Consider the following 16,652-nt stretch of genomic DNA (forward strand, 5'->3'; position numbering starts at 1 on the left):
CATGAGTAGCCGGTACCTCACCCCGGGCCGGTGCTGTCACCGTCGTGACAACCGAATCGGCGGGTCGGGGCGTCAGGTGTGCAGGCATGTCTGGAAGGCGACGGCACCACCCGTGGGGGTGTGTGAAGGTGGGGTCCGCGCCACCCAGACGACCGTGCACACGAGATCCGGCCGGTCGAGCGGATCGAGGACGGAGTTGGCGACCGGGCCCGGGGCGGGAACCCGGCCGGGCTGAAGGGGTTCCGTGTCTGCACCAGAGAGCTTCGTCGACGGTGACGGCGGGTGGCCGTTCGTCGGGAGGACGCGCGAACGGGACCGGGCGGTCGAGGCGCTCACCGCGCCGGCCGCTTCGGGGGTCGTGCTCACCGGCGATGCGGGGGTGGGAAAGAGCCGGCTGTTGGAGGCGGTGCTCGAGCAGGCGCTGCGACGGCAACACGTCGTACTGCGGGTCACCGCCACCCCCGGTTGGCGCGGCGTACCGTTCGGCGTGCTCGCGAGCCGACTGCCGCAACCGTCGGACGCGAGCGTGGCCGACGTCTTTCGGGACGTGGAGCGCCGACTGCGCGAGGTCGCTGCGGGCCGCGGCGTGGTGGTCGGGGTGGACGACCTCAACTGGTTGGACGACGCCTCGGGTGCGCTACTCGAACGTCTCGTGGCGGGCGGCACCGTGCGGGTGGTGGCGAGCGTACGGGGCGATGCCCTGGACGCCGCGCCGGTGGTGGCGATGCGGCGGTCCCGCGCGATCGACCGGGTGCACGTGCCGCCGCTGGACCCGGACGAGACCGCCCTGCTGGTCCGTGAGGGGCTCGGCGGCCCGGTCGACGGTCTGACCCTCGGCGCGCTGTGGCGGATCAGTCAGGGCAACCCGCTCTTCCTGCGCGAGGCGCTCCGGTGCGGGCTGCGCGACGGCGGCCTGGTCCAGCGCGACGGCATGTGGACGTGGCCGACCGAGTCGCTCTGCCCCACCCACCTGGCCGACCTCATCGAGCAGACCCTCGGCACGCTCACCCCGGAGGAGGCCGAGGCGCTGCAGTACGTCGCGCACGCCGAACCGGCGCCACTGGCCCTGATCGAGCGCACGGTGGACCCGCTCACCGCGGAGCGGCTCGAGGAACGGGGCCTCATCCGCCTGGTCCGGCATGGTGCGGCCGTGCTGGTGCAGACCGGTCACCCGCTGTACGCCGAGGTGGTCCGCAACCGCACCGGCGCGCTGCGTGCCCGCCGGCTGCGCCGGACCCTGGCCGAGGCGCTCGCGGCCGTGGACGGTGGCGGCACCGATGACCGGGCCCGGATAGCGGCCTGGCGCTGCGAGGCGGATCTGCCGGTCGACGCGGCCGACCTGCTGGCGGCCTCGGAGTACGCGCTACGCCGGCACGATGCGGTGCTGGCCGAACGCCTGGGCCGCCGGATCGACTCCGCGCGTGGCGACTGGCAGGTGGGCCGGGCGCTGGTCGCTCAGGGCCGCAGCGACGAGGCGGACGGGTACCTGGCCCGCGCGGCGGCCAACCTCACCGACCCCCGGGACCGCGCGGAGGCGACGGCGTTGCGGGCACTGAACATGTTCTGGGGTGGCCGGCGGCCCGACCGGGCCCGCGAGGTGCTGGACGCGGGCCGCCGTGAGCTACCCGTCGACGCGCAGTCCGGGCTGCTCGCCGCGGAGGTGGGGGTCGCGGCGTTCGGCGGCGACGCGAACGGCGCCCGGGCGTCCATGACGCGGTTGTCGGCCGACCGGCCCCGGGACCCCCTGCTGGCGACGGCCGTCGCGGCGCTGCTCCCGTACCTGCTGCTGTTCGATGGGCAGCCGGGGCGAGCGGTGCGCATGTTCGAGACCGGCGAGGTCGACATCCCGGAGACCTGGCCGACGATGCGGGCTGCGACGCAGGCCTGCCACGTGCAGTCCCTGCTCCTGTCCGGCCGGCTGCAGGAGGCCGAGCGGCTGGCTCAGCGCTACTACCAGGACGCGGTGGCCCGGGGCGCGGCGGACGCGGTCGGGCTGCTCGCCTTCTCCCGGGGCAAGTGCGCCTATCACGCCGGGCAGATGCGCCGGTCGATGCGCTGGCTGCACGAGGCGCGCACGCTCGTCGGCGAACGCACGCTGTTCCCGATCCGGGACTACGTGCTGTCGGCCAACGCGTACGTCGCGGCGCAGCTGGGTGAGCTGGCCGAGAGCCGCCGGCTGCTGCGGCAGCTCGTCGACGGCCATACGGAGGGCGACGGCGCGCACGCCGACGGACTGGTCGCCGTCGACGCTGAGCTGACCGCGGCTTGGCTGACCGCCGCCGAGGGGCATCCGGCCACGGCCGTCGCGACTCTGCGCGAGCTGCACGGGCGGGCCGGACAGGCGATGACCGTCTCGGTCGAGTGCCTGCACCTGCTCTCCCGCCTGGAGCCCGGCACCGGCACCGCGGAGCGGCTGGCGGCGGTCACGGCCGACTGTGACAGTCCCCTGTTCGAGCTCTGGTCCGGGTACGCGCACGCGCTCGCCGCCGACGACCCGGCCGCGTTGGAACGCGTCGGCACCGCGCTCGAGGCCAGCGGATACCTGACGCTCGGGCTGGAGGCGGTGGTCGCCGCCGAGGCTGCCTGCGGTCGCCGGGGCGATCAACGTCGGGCGAACCTGCTGGCCCGCCGGGCGGATCTGCTGCGGCAGCGGTGTGGCGGGTACTGGCCGCCGTTGAGCCCTCGGCCGACCGACCGGGACGGGCTCACCCCCCGGGAGCGCCAGATCTGCGAGCTGGCCTCGGCCGGGCGCGACAACGCGGCGATCGCGGCCGAGCTGGTGTTGTCGGTGCGCACGGTGGAGAACCACCTCCAGCGGGCGTACGTCAAGCTCGGTGTGCGGGGGCGCAGCGGGCTCACTCAGGCGATCGACGGACAACGGGCAGGCTGAAGCCCCGCACCCTGCGGGTCAGAGCGGCCAGTGCTGGGAGACCAGGTCGATGGCCGCACTGACCGCCGCCGCCAACGTGCCACCCACCGTGGCCAACGCGGCCAACGCCTCCAGCGAGGTCAACACCGGCCTACGGTCGGGCTGCCGCTGCGTCCGGGCCGCCTCGATGACCGCCACCTCTCGACCGGCCCGGTCCGGGTCCGCGAAGTCGGCGACGTGCTCCTTGAGGGTCCGCAGCAACTCGTCGAACCTCGCCGCGAGATCGCCCGGCCCGTTGTACTGAACGAACGTGGCGTGGTCGCTGGCCATCGCCTGCTGGCCGCCGAGGATGGTGTTGTGGAACACGGCGGAACGAGCCGGCTGATCCGGATCTGTCATCGGGACCTCCTAGTTGCGCTGGTCGAAGGCGACGTTGGAGCTGGCGAACGCCTGCTGACCACCGAAGATGTTGTTGACGTTGCCGAAGATGTTCTGCACCTCAGACGCGCGTTGCACCAGGTCGGCGGTGTCGAGGCCACGCTCGGTCAGGAACGCGACGACCGCTTCCAGCACCGCCCGCTCCAGCAGCTTGGTGTACTTCCACTCGTCGAGCAGTTGCAGGTGCTTGACCGCGGCCGGCTCCGCGACGAGCTGCCGCACACTGACCCGGGCCCCGTAGTCGTGGGTGCGGAACTGCGCGCTCGCCACGAGCGCGTCGGCCATCCTGGTCTTCATGCTCCACTGGTGCCGCAGCCGCCGGGCCAGCCGCCAGCCGCTGAGCACCGAGTCGGTCAGCATGGTCGGCAGCACGGCCCGCACGATCCGGGCCGTCGACTGCTCGGGGTGCAGCCGGTCGACCAGCGCGTACCGGGTCTGGATCGGCGGCATCACGGTCGTGACGAACTCGACGTAGAGCAGGCCGCCCTCGACCGCGACGTGGACGAACGCCGAGATGTCGATGCCGAGGCGCTGCTCCGGCAGCACCAGCCGACCGTCGGCGGTGTGCAGCGACTTGCCGGCGCCGCTGACCACGATCCGGTCGTAGTAGCGCAGCCCGCCCTGCGGATGCCGGATGATCGCCTCGATCACCTCGTCGGAGGCCCGACTGCGGGGAATGCCGGTCGCCGGGTCGAGCAGCGGGTCGCCCTGGTGGCGCACGCCGTCCGCGACGATGTGCGGCACCAGGGACAGACCGGGCACCCGGGCACCCGGCGGCAGCGGGTCCTCGCGCATCCGCCGGACCGCCGCCCGAACGTGTGCGGTCAGAGCCGAACCCAGCTCCGCCTGGTCGATCGGCGTCGCGCTCGTGTCGTCGGCCTGGCCGGTGGCACGGGCGCGGGCGTGCCGCACCGGGATCGCGTACGACCAGCCGTGCTCCGCCTTGCCACAGCCGAGGAAGGGGTCGCGTTCCTGGACGGTGATGTTGCCGTACTGGGCCCGGGCCACCATGGCGAGCCGGCGCGCCACCCGCTCGTTCGGCACCGATGGCAGGATTGGTGTGACCCCGGGTCGCAGCTCGTCGATCAGGATCTGGTGGGTCGTGCGCTCGAAGCGGGTCAGCACGGCCAGGGTCGCGATGGCGAGCAGGATGGCCGGCAGTCCCAGGAGCCCGAACACCCCGACCGCGACCTCGTCCCCGAACTCGCTCTGCCGCGCGGCGATCAGCGTTTCGCCACCACCGAAGCCGCCACCACCGCTCGGCCCTCCGGCGAGGCTCGGAAACCCGCCCATCAGCGGTGCGAACAGCGCTCCCCCGCCGCAGCAGAGCAGGACGGCGATGAGCGAGCCGAACAGCACGAGACGGACGCGCGGTGGGAGCTGGCGCAATTCGGGTGATCGGGCGGCCAGCACGGTGATCCCGAGTATCAGCCAGGCGACGGTGGCGAAAGTCGCGATCACCAGGCCGAGGAGGAGCAGGCCGAACAGGATGCCGTCGCGGACCAGGTAGCGGTGCCGCGCCCGGAAGCAGTGCCGGACGACCGCGTTGAGGTCGAAGCCGAACGAGGGTGCGACGGCGCGGCGTTCGTCCTCGATCACTTCCCTGATCACTGTTTCGGCGAACTCGAGGTCGATATAGGCCGCCCCGCACAGGTGCCGGGTGGTGTCGGACAGTTGGGGCGGCTCCTGGTAGGACGGGAAATCGAAATGCACAGCCGGCGGCTGGTCGGGTGCTGTCACGTCGCCTCTCCCAGCCCGCTAGATGTCTTTCGTCGTGCGGGAGGGCAACCCACACGAGCTGGCGATCGGGGTCCATCGGGCGAGAAATTCGCGCTTGGCGGCCTGCGCCTGCGCGGAGAGCTGGTTGCCCCGCCGCCAGTTCGCGTCGAGCGAGCAGCCCGAACTGATCGAGCGTTGCGCCCAGGCGGCGTAGGCGTCGTCCGCGTCCCCGGAGGACGTGAAGGCGGCGACCAGGTAGCTACGCATCGCCGGCCCGTCTTCGAGCGCGTCGACCATCAACGCCCTGGCCTGATCGCTCTGGGCGCGACGCTGCTGCGCCACGCCGGTCATGAGCCCAAGCGACTGCCTCAGGTTGCGGCACTCCCCCACCGCCGCGATGGCCGTGGCCAGGTCACCCCGTGAGGTGACCGACTCCGACAGCAGAGCGTCCACCATCCGGGCCTGTGCCAGCCGCCGGGCGGCCGGATCGTCGCTCGGCGTCGGCGTCGGGGTCTCCAGCTCGATTGCCGACGTCGAGGTCGCCTCGGGCGTCGGGGCCGTCTCGACCGTCGCCCCGTCGTCGTCGAGCGGTGTCTCCGAGGCGGTCACCGAGCCGGGAAGCGTCGCGGGCAGCGGCACGGTCACGCCCACCACGAGCGCCACCGCGACGGTCACCACCAGGGTGGGCAGAAGAAGTTGGCCGACCCGCGCCAGGTCGCCGGCACGCCCCGCGCCCTGGCTGGCGCGTGCCAACGTGTGCCCGGGTGTCTCGGGGACGCCCCGGACGGCGGTCACCACGTAGACGGCGATGACGAGCGCGCCGAGCAGGTAGTGCCACGGCTCGAGCCGACCCGGCACGAGGGACGCGTCCGGAGCACCCCGCACGACCGCGAGCAGGAGCACCACCAGCAGCCAGACGACCACCAGCACCGCGCACAGCAACAGATCCCACAGCGGCATCGGCGCCGCCGCGACTGGCCGCGGCGTCACGGGTGCAACGACCGGAAGACCCGGCGGTACGGGTGTCGGCGCCGGTGACTCCGGCACAACGGGAGGCACGTCCGCCGCTACCGATGGCTCCGGCGGGACGGGCGCCGCTACCGATGGCTCCGGCGGGACGGGTGCCGCCACCGATGGCTCCGGCGCAACGGGCGGTGGCGGCAGCGGAGGCTGGACCTGCGGGCCGACGACGGGGCCCGACAGGGCAGATCCGCAGCGCTGGCAGGTGGGGAGCGCCGCGTCAGTGTCGGCCCCGCAGGTGGCGCAACGCATCACTCACCGCCTTCCCCGACAGGCGTCGTCACGGCGGATCTTATCGATGGCTGCGATCCGCGACATCCCCGTTACGGGCTACCGGCGACGATCGCGGAAATCCGACAGTCCGCAGTGGAGCGGCGGAACGCTCTCCGGCCCTACGCACCGAGTCGGCCCCCACGGAACCTGCCCGTTCCACTCGCCCGCCCGCCCAGGCCCAGCCCAGCCCAGCCCAGCCCAGCCCCGGGTCACTGTGACGCGTCCTTTGCTCTGCTTCAATCCACGCAACACTGACGATGCAATGGTGTTGCGTATGTTGAAGCAGAGCAAAGGAGGGGAAGGCCGACCGGCGACCCCGAGTGGGGCCCCTGGGTGGTGGACGGCGACGACGCCGGGGGTCAGGAGCCCGGAGTGCCGGTGCTCTCGCGGCGGATCAGGCGGAACGGCGTCTGCACGGTGAGCGAGGCCGCGACCTCCGTACCCTCGATGCGGGCGACGAGGCGACGCACCGCGAGCCGGCCGATCTCCTCCTTGTCCGGTGCGATGGTCGTGAGTGTCGGTGAGCTGAACCGTCCCTCCTCGATGTCGTCGATGCCGACCACCGCGACGTCCTCGGGCACCCGGCACCCGGCCTCGGCCAGCGCTCGGAGGGCGCCGATGGCGATCAGGTCGTTGTAGGCGAACACGGCGTCCGGGGGGTCGGCCGAGGCGAGCAGGTCGCGCATGGTCCGCATGCCCTCGCGCCGGCTGAATTCGTCGGTTCGGGCGACGAGCTCGGGGCGGAACGGGAGGCCGGCCGAGGTAAGGGCCTCCCGGTAGCCGCGCATCCGCAGGTGCGCCGACTGCCGGTCACCGCTGGCTGCGCCGATGAACGCGATCCGGCGACGGCCGATCGCCACCAGGTGCTGGATCGCCGCGTGACTGGCGGCGACGTTGTCGATGGCGATGTGGTCGTGCGGCACGTCGTAGACGCCCTCGCCGATGAGCACGAGTGGGCTGTCGGCGGTGCGGGCCAGCACCTCGTCCCGGCCGATCCGCACCGGGCTGAAGATCAGGCCGTCGATGGTGTGCCGTCGCGAGCCGTCGAGGAGCAGCAGCTCGGCCTGCCGGTCCGCGGCCGTGTTCTCCATGACCAGTGTGTAGCCGTGCCCGGCGGCCTCCCGGATGGCGATCTCGGCGAGCTCGGCGAAGTAGGGGTTGTTCAGCTCGGGGATGGCCAGGGCGATCAGGCCGGTACGACCCCGGCGCAGGTGCCGGGCGCTGAGGTTGGGGCTGTACCCGAGTTCGTCGATCGCCTGCTGCACTCGTCGCCGGGTGTGCTCCCCCACCGGGCGGTACCCGTTGACGACGTTGGAGACCGTGGCCAGCGAGACGCCGGCGCGTTCGGCGATGTCCTTCAGACTGACGCCCATCCACCGGCCCTTCCGGGTGCCACCGGCAGGTGGCGAACAGTTGAGTACGCCGGCGAGAAGACAACCGGTAAAGGCATTGATGAACAAGGATTGACGGGACGTCCACCGTGCCTCTATAACGTTATACGGGTGGTGATGGATGTCAATACGATTGCCATCGTTCGCTGATGGAAATCCCGCCGACATCCGTCGATGACGTCCGTCGCTCGTCGAGTGACCACCCGATGCCCACCGCCAACGCGCTACGGGCCCAGCAGGACCGCCCGCGGCGACTCGTCCCCCGGAGACGGTATGACACGTCAGGTCCCCATCCGCCCCGCTCTGCCCCTGCTGCTGATCCTCGCCCTGGTCGCCAGCGTCCTCGCGACGCCGGCCGCGCAGGCACAGGCCGCACCGCCCAAGACGCCGCCCCTGACCACCCCCTGGACGAGCCAGGCGTTGACGGGCACGCCGCTGCCCGAGTACCCACGACCGCAGATGACCCGGCCGGACTGGCTCAACCTCAACGGTGAATGGCAACTCCGCCAGTCCGCGACCAACGACGCCCCGCAGTTCAACACGAACCTGCCCGAGCGGGTCAACGTGCCGTTCCCGGTGGAGAGCGCACTCTCCGGCATCCAGCGGGCCGCCAACGACAACCGCAACTACCTGTTCTACCGACGTACCGTCACCGTCCCGTCGAACTGGTCGGGCCGGCGCACCCTGCTGCACTTCGGCGCGGTGGACTGGCAGAGCACCGTCTGGGTCAACGGCGTCCAGGTCGGTGCGCACACCGGCGGCTACGACGCCTTCACCTTCGACGTGACGCCGCAGCTCAACGGCGGAACCAACGAGATCGTCGTCAAGGTGTGGGACCCGACCGACACCCGGCAGAACGGCAGCCTGCCCCTCATCGGCAAGCAGACCAAGACACCCGGCGGGATCTTCTACACCCCCAGCTCCGGCATCTGGCAGACCGTCTGGCTGGAGCCGGTGCCCGCCGCCTCGATCAGCAGCGTGGACGTCTACCCGAACCTCGCCACCAACACGTTGCGGGTCCGGGTCTTCACCCGGGGCAACGTCAGCGGCCACACCGTGCTGGCCGAGGCCCTGAACGGGACCACCGTGGTCGGCTCGGCCACCGGCGGCTTCACCGACTTCAGCGTGCCGGTGCCCAACGCCCGGCGCTGGTCACCCGACGACCCGTTCCTCTACAACCTCCGGGTCACCCTCCGCAACGCCAGCGGGGCGACCATCGACCGGACCACGCACTACTTCGGCATGCGGGAGATCACCACCGGCCTGGTGAACGGGGTGCTGCGGCCCAAGCTCAACGGCCAGTTCGTGTTCCAGGTCGGCACCCTCGACCAGGGCTTCTGGCCGGACGGGCTGTACACGGCACCGACTGACGCGGCGCTCGCCTTCGACCTGCAGAAGCACAAGGACCTCGGCTTCAACATGGTGCGCAAGCACATCAAGGTCGAGCCGCAGCGCTGGTTCTACCACGCCGACCGCCTCGGCCTGCTGGTCTGGCAGGACATCCCGTCGATGACCGCGCAGGACATCAACGCCACCGACGCCCAGCAGGCGCAGTTCGAGACCGAAGCCCGCGAGATCGTCGACGAGCACCGCAGCTCACCCGCCGTCGTCGTCTACACCCCGTACAACGAGGGTTGGGGTGAGCGTGCGCTGGCCGACACCCGCCGGGTGGCGCAGAACATCAAGAACCAGGACCCGACCCGCCTGGTCAACCCGCACAGCGGCCACAACTGCTGCCAGTCGCTCGGCGACCCCGGCAACGGCGACATCGACGACTGGCACGCCTACCTGGGACCGGACTCCCCCTCGCCGTCGAGCAGCCGGATCGCCGTGCTCGGCGAGTTCGGCGGCCTCGGCCTGCACACCCCGGGGCACGAGTACAGCCCGACCGGCAGCTTCTTCGCCTACGAGTGGCAGGCGAACTCGACCGTCCTCACCGACCGCTACGTGGGGCTCGTGCAGGGTGCCCAGAATCTGATGGTCGGCAAGGGGCTCAGCGCCTCGGTCTACACCGAGATCACCGACCTGGAAGGCGAGCTGAACGGCTTCGTCACCTACGACCGCCAGGTGATCAAGATGGACCAGGCCCGGGTCCGTGCCGTCAACACCGCACTGATCAACGCCTCGAAGGCCATCGGCAGCTCCACGCCCGTCACCCTGCCGGTCAACACCCGGCGTTCGTTGCAGGTGACCACACCCGGCTACACCAACAAGTACCTGCGCCACCAGAACAGCCTCGCCTACACCGAGGTCGTCGACGGGGCCAGCTCCGCGCTGCTCAAGAACGACGCGACGTACACGATCCGGCCCGGCCTCGCCGACGGGAGCTGCTACTCGTTCGAGTCGGTCAACTTCCCGGGGCAGTACCTACGGCACCAGGACTCCCGGGTCCGCAACTCGCCCAACGACGGGTCCGCGCTGCTGCGTGCCGACGCCACCTGGTGCGCCCGGGTGGGGCTGACCGGGAGCGCCGTGTCGCTGGAGTCGTACAACTTCCGCGGCAAGTACCTGCGCCACTACAACTCGGAGGTCTGGCTCAGCAACGGCACCGGCGGCGACGCGTGGAACACGCCGACGTTGTGGGCCGCCGACAGCACCTGGAACATCGCCGCACCCTGGGCGCCCTGACCGGTCGACCTCCGGGGCCAGTCACCGCTGGCCGGCCCCGGAGGCTTTCGGACCGTTGTTTCCCGAGCCTTGGAGGTCAACGTGGAGCGACGAACGCTGTTGCGCGGCGCGGTGGGTGTCGCGGGCGGTTTCGCCCTCGCCGGACAGGCGGTGACGGCCGGCTGGGCCGGTGGGACCGGCACCCCGGTCACGCTGGTCGGTGACACGTCCAGCGGCGGGCACTACTTCCCCTATCCGGCCGGTCTCACCCGCACACCCTTCCTGAAGCTGCCCAGCGGCAGCGTCCGCGCCGCCGGCTGGCTGGCCCAGCAGCTCGACCTGGACCGCACCGGCATCGCCGGGGCGTACGACGAGGTGTCGCACTTCCTGGTCCGCGCGGACAGCGGCTGGGTCAACCCGGCCCGGGGCGGCTGGGAGGAGGTGCCGTACTGGCTGCGTGGGCTGGCCGGTCTGGCCGGCGTCACCGGGAGCGCCGGGCTGCGCGCCAAGCTCAAGCTGTGGGTGGACGGCATCGTCGCCACCCAGCAGTCCGACGGATTCTTCGGGCCGGGGGCGCTGCGCACCTCGTTGGGCGGCGGGCCGGACTTCTGGCCGTACATGCCGATGTTGCAGGCGTTGCGGACCTACCAGGAGTACAGCGGGGACGCCCGGATCGTGCCGATGCTGACCCGCTTCCTGCGCTACCAGAACGCGTTCGGCGCGTCGGTCTTCAACCAGTCCTGGGGGCGGGTGCGCTGGGCGACGAACCTGGACAGCGTCTACTGGCTGTTCGCCCGCACCGGCGAGAATTTCCTGCTGACCCTCGCCGACAAGATCCATCAGTACAGCGCGAACTACGTGGACAACGTGCCGAGCTACCACAACGTCGACTTCGCGCAGGGCTTCACCGAGCCGGCGTACTACGCGCTGCGCGGTGACGCGACGCTGACCGGCGCCTCCTACCGCACGTACGCCACGATCCAGGGCACCTGGGGGCAGTTCGCTGGCGGCGGATTCGCCGGTGACGAGAACATCCGCACCGACCAACGCGACCCCCGCCAGGGCTTCGAGACCTGCGGGATCGTCGAGTACATGCAGAGCTTCGAGACGATGACGCGGTTCACCGGCGACCCGGGCTGGGCCGACGGTTGCGAGACCCTGGCCTTCAACTCGCTGCCCGCCGCGCTGGAGCCGACCGGCCACCGCAGCCTGCACTACATCGTCAGCGCCAACTCCGTGCAGCTCGACAACCGGCCCAAGACGCAGGGCCAGTTCCAGAACGGCTTCGCGATGCAGGCGTTCCTGCAGGGCGTCGACCAGTACCGGTGCTGCCCGCACAACTACGGGCAGGGCTGGCCGTACCTGACCGACAACCTCTGGCTGGCCACTGCCGACCGGGGCCTCGCGGCCGCGATGTACGCCCCGAGCACGGTCACCGCCCGAGTCGGCACCCCTGGCACGACGGTGACGCTGACCGAGCAGACGACCTACCCGTTCAGCAGCAGCGTGTCGATCCGCGTCGGCACACCGGCCGCGGTGGCGTTCCCGCTCTACCTGCGGATACCGGGCTGGTGCCCGAACCCGACGGTCACCGTCAACGGCGCGGCGGTGGCCGTCGTCGCCGGGCCCGCGTACATCCCGATCAACCGCACCTGGCGGGACGGCGACACGGTCGCCGTCACGCTGCCCGCCACCCCGCGCACGACCACCTGGGCGGGCAACGGTCGCTCCATCTCGGTCAGCAACGGCCCGCTGACCTACTCGCTGCGGATCGGGCAGAACTTCGTGCGGCGCAACGACCCGGCATCGACCTGGCCGGAGTGGTCCGTGCTGCCGACCTCGCCGTGGAACTACGGCCTGCTGCCCGGGACGTTCCAGGTGCAGGGGACCGGCGCCACCGGCAACCCGTTCACCCTCGACGGCGCCCCGCTGGCGATGACCGCGCAGGGCCGCGCCATCGCAAACTGGCAGGCCGACGGCGAGAACGTCGTCAGCACACTGCAACCGAGCCCGGTGGCCTCCACCGAACCGACCGAGACCCTCCGGTTGGTGCCGATGGGCGCGGCGTCCCTGCGGATCACCTCCTTCCCCACCATCGGCGGTGACCGGGACTGGCAGCTACCCGCGACCCCGTCGGCGTCGCACTGCTTCGCGGGCGACACCGTCACCGCGCTCAACAGCGGGTACGACCCGACCAGCTCGTACGACACGTCCCGGCCACGCTTCACCTGGTGGGACCACCTGGGCACGTCGGAGTGGACGCGGTACACCTTCGCCACGCCGGTGCGGGTCACCTCGGCCAGTGTCTACTGGTTCGACGACACGGGGCACGGCTCCTGCCGTACCCCGTTGAGCTGGCGTCTGGAGTTTCTGACGGACACCGGGGCCTGGCAGGCGGTGGCCCAGCCCAGCGGCTACGGCACCGCCGTCAACGCCTACCAGACGGTGCGGTTCACGCCGGTCACCACAACCGCACTGCGGCTGGTGGCGCAACTGCGGGCCGGCTACTCCGGCGGCATCCTCCAGTGGCGGGTCGCCGCCACCCCCGCCCCGGTCACCCCGGGCACCTGGTACCGGATCCAGAACCGGCACACCAGCAAGGTGCTCGCGGTCAGCGGCATGGCCACCACCGACAGCGCGAACATCGTGCAGTACGCCGACAACGGCACCGCCGACCACAACTGGCGGCTCGACCACACCGGCAACAACTGGTACGCGATCGTCAACCAGCACAGCGGGCTGCTGCTCGCCGTGCAGAACATGTCGCAGGCCAACAGCGCGAACGTGCAGCAGTACCACGACAACGGTAGCGCCGACCACTACTGGCAGCTCGCTGGCGACGGAGACGGCTGGTACCGCATCCGGAACCGCAACAGCGCAATGGTGCTCGGGGTCAGCGGGATGTCCACGGCCGACGGCGCGCAGGTCGTCCAGTACGAGGACAACGGCACCGCCGACCACCAGTGGAGGCTGCTTCGGTGACCCGAGCGGCTGTTTCGTGTCGGACGGCGGGGCTAACGTGCCGACGTGGACAGGGAGTTCTTGCAGCGGTGGAGCCGGGAATGGGTGGTCGCGCACGATCCGGAGCGCGACCGCCCATTGGACGACGAGACGCGCGGCGGTTGGCTGGGGTTCCCTCCGGCGACTCCAGGCCAGATCGCCGACGCGGAGGAACGTCTGGGCCGCAGGCTTCCGCCCTCGCTGCGCGCGTTCCTGCTGATCACCGACGGATGGAAGGACGCCGGAGCCTTCATCTACCGGCTGGCCGGCACTGCGGAGTTGGACTGGCTCCGCGACACCAGCGACGCCCACTGGGCCGAGGCGTACCCGGACGAGGTGCTGGGGCGATCGCTGCGGCTCTCACTCGCCGGCGACTCGTCGGTCCTCTTCCTCGACCCGCTCGACGTCGGTGAGGACGGCGAGTGGGCGGCGTACCGGCTCGCGTCCTGGTCGGGTGTCGGTCCGGAGCGTTACGACTCGTTCGCGGATCTGATGTTCGACCTGTACGCGCGCTTCCACGCCCTTCGCCAACCGCCGGGCGAGACCCGCGACCGGTGGGACGCGGAGGTGGAGCAGGCGCGTGCCGCAGCCCTGGAGGGCGAGATCGACGGACCGATGACGGTCCTCACGGCGGCAGATCGGTTCGGCCGGGAGCGGGCCCGGCTGCTGCTCTTCCAGCTGCACGCCATGCAGGGCGACTGGTACAAGGTGCCGTTGTCGCACCTCTTCCTGGCAGACCTGAGCATCGTCGACGACCCGCTCTTCGAGGCCGAGTTGCTGCCACTGCTCTTCGCGGAGGGCAGGCTCACCCACCGCGGCGGCCAGTTCACCCTCAACCGCCTGCGAGAGGTCCCCCAGGCTCGGCCGAAGATCGAGGAGTACCAGGCCCGCCGCGCCGCGCCCGGTTTCTGCCAGACGTTCGACAATCCGGAGTTCGACACCCAGGTCCGCGAGATCGTGGCGGATCTGGCCGCCGGCACCCTCGACGACGCCTGGCCCCGACTGCGCGCGGCCATGTCGGCGTGGCACCCGGTCAGCGCCGGGCACATCGCGCCGGTCGTCCTGTTCACCGACCCGCTGCTGGCGGCGATGATCACTCCGACCCGGGGCCGCGAGCTCCTGCGAATCCCCCGAGGTTGACGCCCTCGGTTGCCCGTGCGCTGGGTGCCTCCTCCGCAATTCCCTACTTAACCGGTATGTGTTGTAGGTCTCTAGTCCTGGATTTCCGCGGTCCGCCTGTCAGAGCATGGTCGGGTGCGACCGGCAAACGGTCGTCATCAATCGGAACGTGGCCGAAAGGGGTCAGCGTGGGCGGGAAGTGTTGCCGGGAGCGCTGAGCGGCCCGGTCCACCCACCCCAGCCCCGTAAGGAAGCCCCGTGTCCACCGACACCCATCTCGCACCGCCGGCGCCGGCCCGACCACCGAGCCTGGCCCGCAGGAACGGTGCCCGCGACTTCGGGCGCCGCCTGATCGCCGACCGCTGGGCGGCGGCTGGCGCCGGGGCCGTGCTGTTCTTCCTCGTCGTCGCGGCCGCCGCGCCGGTGCTCTGCGCGATCGCGGGCCAGGACCCCTACACGTACGACCTCGACGCGCTGTCTGAGTCCGGCGTACCGCGGGGCTTCGGCGGCGGCATCAGCGCCGAGCACTGGTTCGGAGTGGAGCCGATGACCGGGCGCGACCTGTTCGCGATCGTGGTCCACGGCAGCCGCACCTCGATCCTGGTCGGCGCAGGGGCGACCGCCGTCTCGGTGCTGCTCGGCGTTGTCCTCGGCATCACCGCCGGCTTCTACGGCGGCTGGTACGACCGCGTCGTCACCCGCATCGTCGACGTCCTGCTCGGCTTTCCGTACCTGATCTTCGTGATCGCACTCGGTGCGATTGCCCCCACCAGCCTTCCGAAGCCGTTGCTGCTCGTCGGCGTCCTCGCGATCTTCGGCTGGCCCTCGATCGCCCGGGTCGTCCGCAGTCAGACGTTGGCGCTGAAACGACGGACCTTCGTGGTCGCCTCCGCCGCCCTCGGCGCCGGCGGATGGCACCTGCTCGTCCGGCAACTGCTCCCCAACCTGACCGCCACGATCATCGTGTACGCCACCATCACGATCCCGTCGATGATCGGCGCCGAGGCCGCGCTCTCCTTCCTCGGCGTCGGGGTGCCACCGCCGACACCCGCGTGGGGCCGTTCGATCGGCGAGGCCATCGCCTGGGTGCAGACCGACCCGATGTTCCTCGTCTTTCCCGGCGCGGCGCTGTTCCTCGCCACGCTCGGCTTCAACCTGCTGGGCGACGGCCTGCGCGACGCGTTCGACCCGAAGACACGGGGGCTGCGGCGATGAGGATCCTCCGTCTGGTTTCCGGGCGCCTGCTCAGCATGGTTGGCACGCTGCTCGTGATCAGCCTGCTCACGTACCTCGTCTTCGTCCTGCTCCCCAGCGATCCGGCGCAGCTGTCCTGCGGGCGGCCCTGCACCCCGGAGCGGCTCGCCGACGCGCGGGCCTTCATGGGGTACGACCAGCCCTGGCTGCAGCAGTACCTCGCCTTCCTCGGAGGGCTCTTCGGCGGCCGCACCTTCGGCTCCGGGGCCGCCGCGGTGCACTGCGCGGCACCCTGCTTCGGTTACTCGTTCCAACTGAACGAATCGGTCACTCAGCTCATCCTGGACCGCATCCCGGTCACCTTCTCGATCGCCATCGGTGCCGCCGTGCTCTGGCTGATCCTCGGCGTCGGGGCCGGCGTCGTCTCGGCCGTCCGACGCGGAACCGCGATCGACCGGGTGGCGATGACGTTCTCGACCGTCGGCGTCTCCGCGCCGAGTTATCTGGTCGGGTTGCTCGGCATCCTGCTGTTCGGCTTCACGCTCAACATGGTGCCTGTCAACGGGTACGTGCCGCTGACCGAGGACCCGGTGGGGTGGTTGTGGCACCTCGTCCTGCCCTGGTGCGTACTCGCTCTGATCTCCGCGGCGGTCTACGCCCGGCTGACCCGGGGCCAGATGCTCGAGGTGCTCGGCGAGGACTACATCCGCACGGCCCGGGCCAAGGGACTGCGCGAACGCAAGGTCGTCGGCCGGCACGCCCTGCGCAACGTTCTCATTCCGGTGGTCACCGTGTTCGGGATCGACCTCGGATCGCTGCTCGGTGGCGCGGTCATCACCGAGCGGGTCTTCAGCATGCCCGGCCTGGGCGCCCTGTTGCTCGACGCGGTCGGCAACGTCGACCTCCCGCTGATCGTCGGGGTCACCCTCTTCTCCGCGTTCCTCATCATTCTCGCGAATTTCCTCGTGGACCTGGCCTACGGCGTCCTGGACCCGAGGGTGGCGCGTTAGTGCGCCTGACAA

10 protein-coding genes are annotated in these 16,652 nt (G+C 71.0%); 6 read left to right on the top strand and 4 right to left on the bottom strand.

The window, feature by feature from the left end; all coding sequences use genetic code 11:
- Positions 1–244: 244 nt before the first annotated feature.
- The gene (locus V6V47_RS00655) at positions 245–2,890 is read left to right on the top strand and encodes an AAA family ATPase (RefSeq protein ID WP_334625921.1); all 2,646 of its coding nucleotides are present in this window, start codon (positions 245–247) and stop codon (positions 2,888–2,890) included.
- A gap of 18 nt (positions 2,891–2,908) precedes the next feature.
- On the opposite strand, the gene V6V47_RS00660 is transcribed toward V6V47_RS00655, so the two are convergent.
- The 4 genes from V6V47_RS00660 to V6V47_RS00675 form a co-directional block, all read right to left on the bottom strand.
- The gene (locus V6V47_RS00660; RefSeq protein ID WP_334625922.1) at positions 2,909–3,268 is read right to left on the bottom strand and encodes a hypothetical protein; all 360 of its coding nucleotides are present in this window, start codon (positions 3,266–3,268) and stop codon (positions 2,909–2,911) included.
- Positions 3,269–3,277: 9 nt separating this feature from the next.
- Positions 3,278–5,047: a hypothetical protein gene (locus tag V6V47_RS00665; protein ID WP_334625923.1), complete on the bottom strand. Its 1,770-nt coding sequence runs from the start codon at positions 5,045–5,047 to the stop codon at positions 3,278–3,280.
- 18 nt (positions 5,048–5,065) lie between these two features.
- The gene (locus V6V47_RS00670) at positions 5,066–5,986 is read right to left on the bottom strand and encodes a hypothetical protein (RefSeq protein ID WP_334625924.1); all 921 of its coding nucleotides are present in this window, start codon (positions 5,984–5,986) and stop codon (positions 5,066–5,068) included.
- A 692-nt stretch (positions 5,987–6,678) separates the two neighbouring features.
- On the bottom strand, positions 6,679–7,692 hold the full coding sequence (locus V6V47_RS00675) for a LacI family DNA-binding transcriptional regulator (protein ID WP_334625925.1): 1,014 nt from the start codon (positions 7,690–7,692) through the stop codon (positions 6,679–6,681).
- Between the two features lie 291 nt (positions 7,693–7,983).
- Here V6V47_RS00675 and V6V47_RS00680 point away from each other — a divergent pair, with 291 nt between their 5' ends.
- The 5 genes from V6V47_RS00680 to V6V47_RS00700 all read left to right on the top strand — a co-directional run bounded on the left by V6V47_RS00680 (position 7,984) and on the right by V6V47_RS00700 (position 16,640).
- The gene (locus tag V6V47_RS00680; RefSeq protein ID WP_334625926.1) at positions 7,984–10,338 is read left to right on the top strand and encodes an AbfB domain-containing protein; all 2,355 of its coding nucleotides are present in this window, start codon (positions 7,984–7,986) and stop codon (positions 10,336–10,338) included.
- A gap of 81 nt (positions 10,339–10,419) precedes the next feature.
- A complete protein-coding gene (locus tag V6V47_RS00685) occupies positions 10,420–13,299 on the top strand; it encodes a beta-L-arabinofuranosidase domain-containing protein (RefSeq protein WP_334625927.1) in 2,880 nt (959 codons plus the stop codon).
- 45 nt (positions 13,300–13,344) lie between these two features.
- Positions 13,345–14,457: an SMI1/KNR4 family protein gene (locus V6V47_RS00690; RefSeq protein ID WP_334625928.1), complete on the top strand. Its 1,113-nt coding sequence runs from the start codon at positions 13,345–13,347 to the stop codon at positions 14,455–14,457.
- A 237-nt stretch (positions 14,458–14,694) separates the two neighbouring features.
- Positions 14,695–15,651, top strand: a complete 957-nt coding sequence (locus V6V47_RS00695) for an ABC transporter permease (protein WP_334625929.1) — start codon at positions 14,695–14,697, stop codon at positions 15,649–15,651.
- Positions 15,648–16,640 carry an ABC transporter permease gene (locus V6V47_RS00700; protein WP_334625930.1) on the top strand — a complete coding sequence of 331 codons (993 nt, stop codon included), beginning with the start codon at positions 15,648–15,650 and terminating at the stop codon, positions 16,638–16,640. The genes V6V47_RS00695 and V6V47_RS00700 overlap by 4 nt, the downstream gene beginning before the upstream one ends.
- The last annotated feature ends 12 nt before the right edge of the window (positions 16,641–16,652 follow it).

It is taken from the genome of Micromonospora sp. CPCC 205539 (genome assembly GCF_036906815.1).
Lineage (GTDB): Bacteria > Actinomycetota > Actinomycetes > Mycobacteriales > Micromonosporaceae > Micromonospora.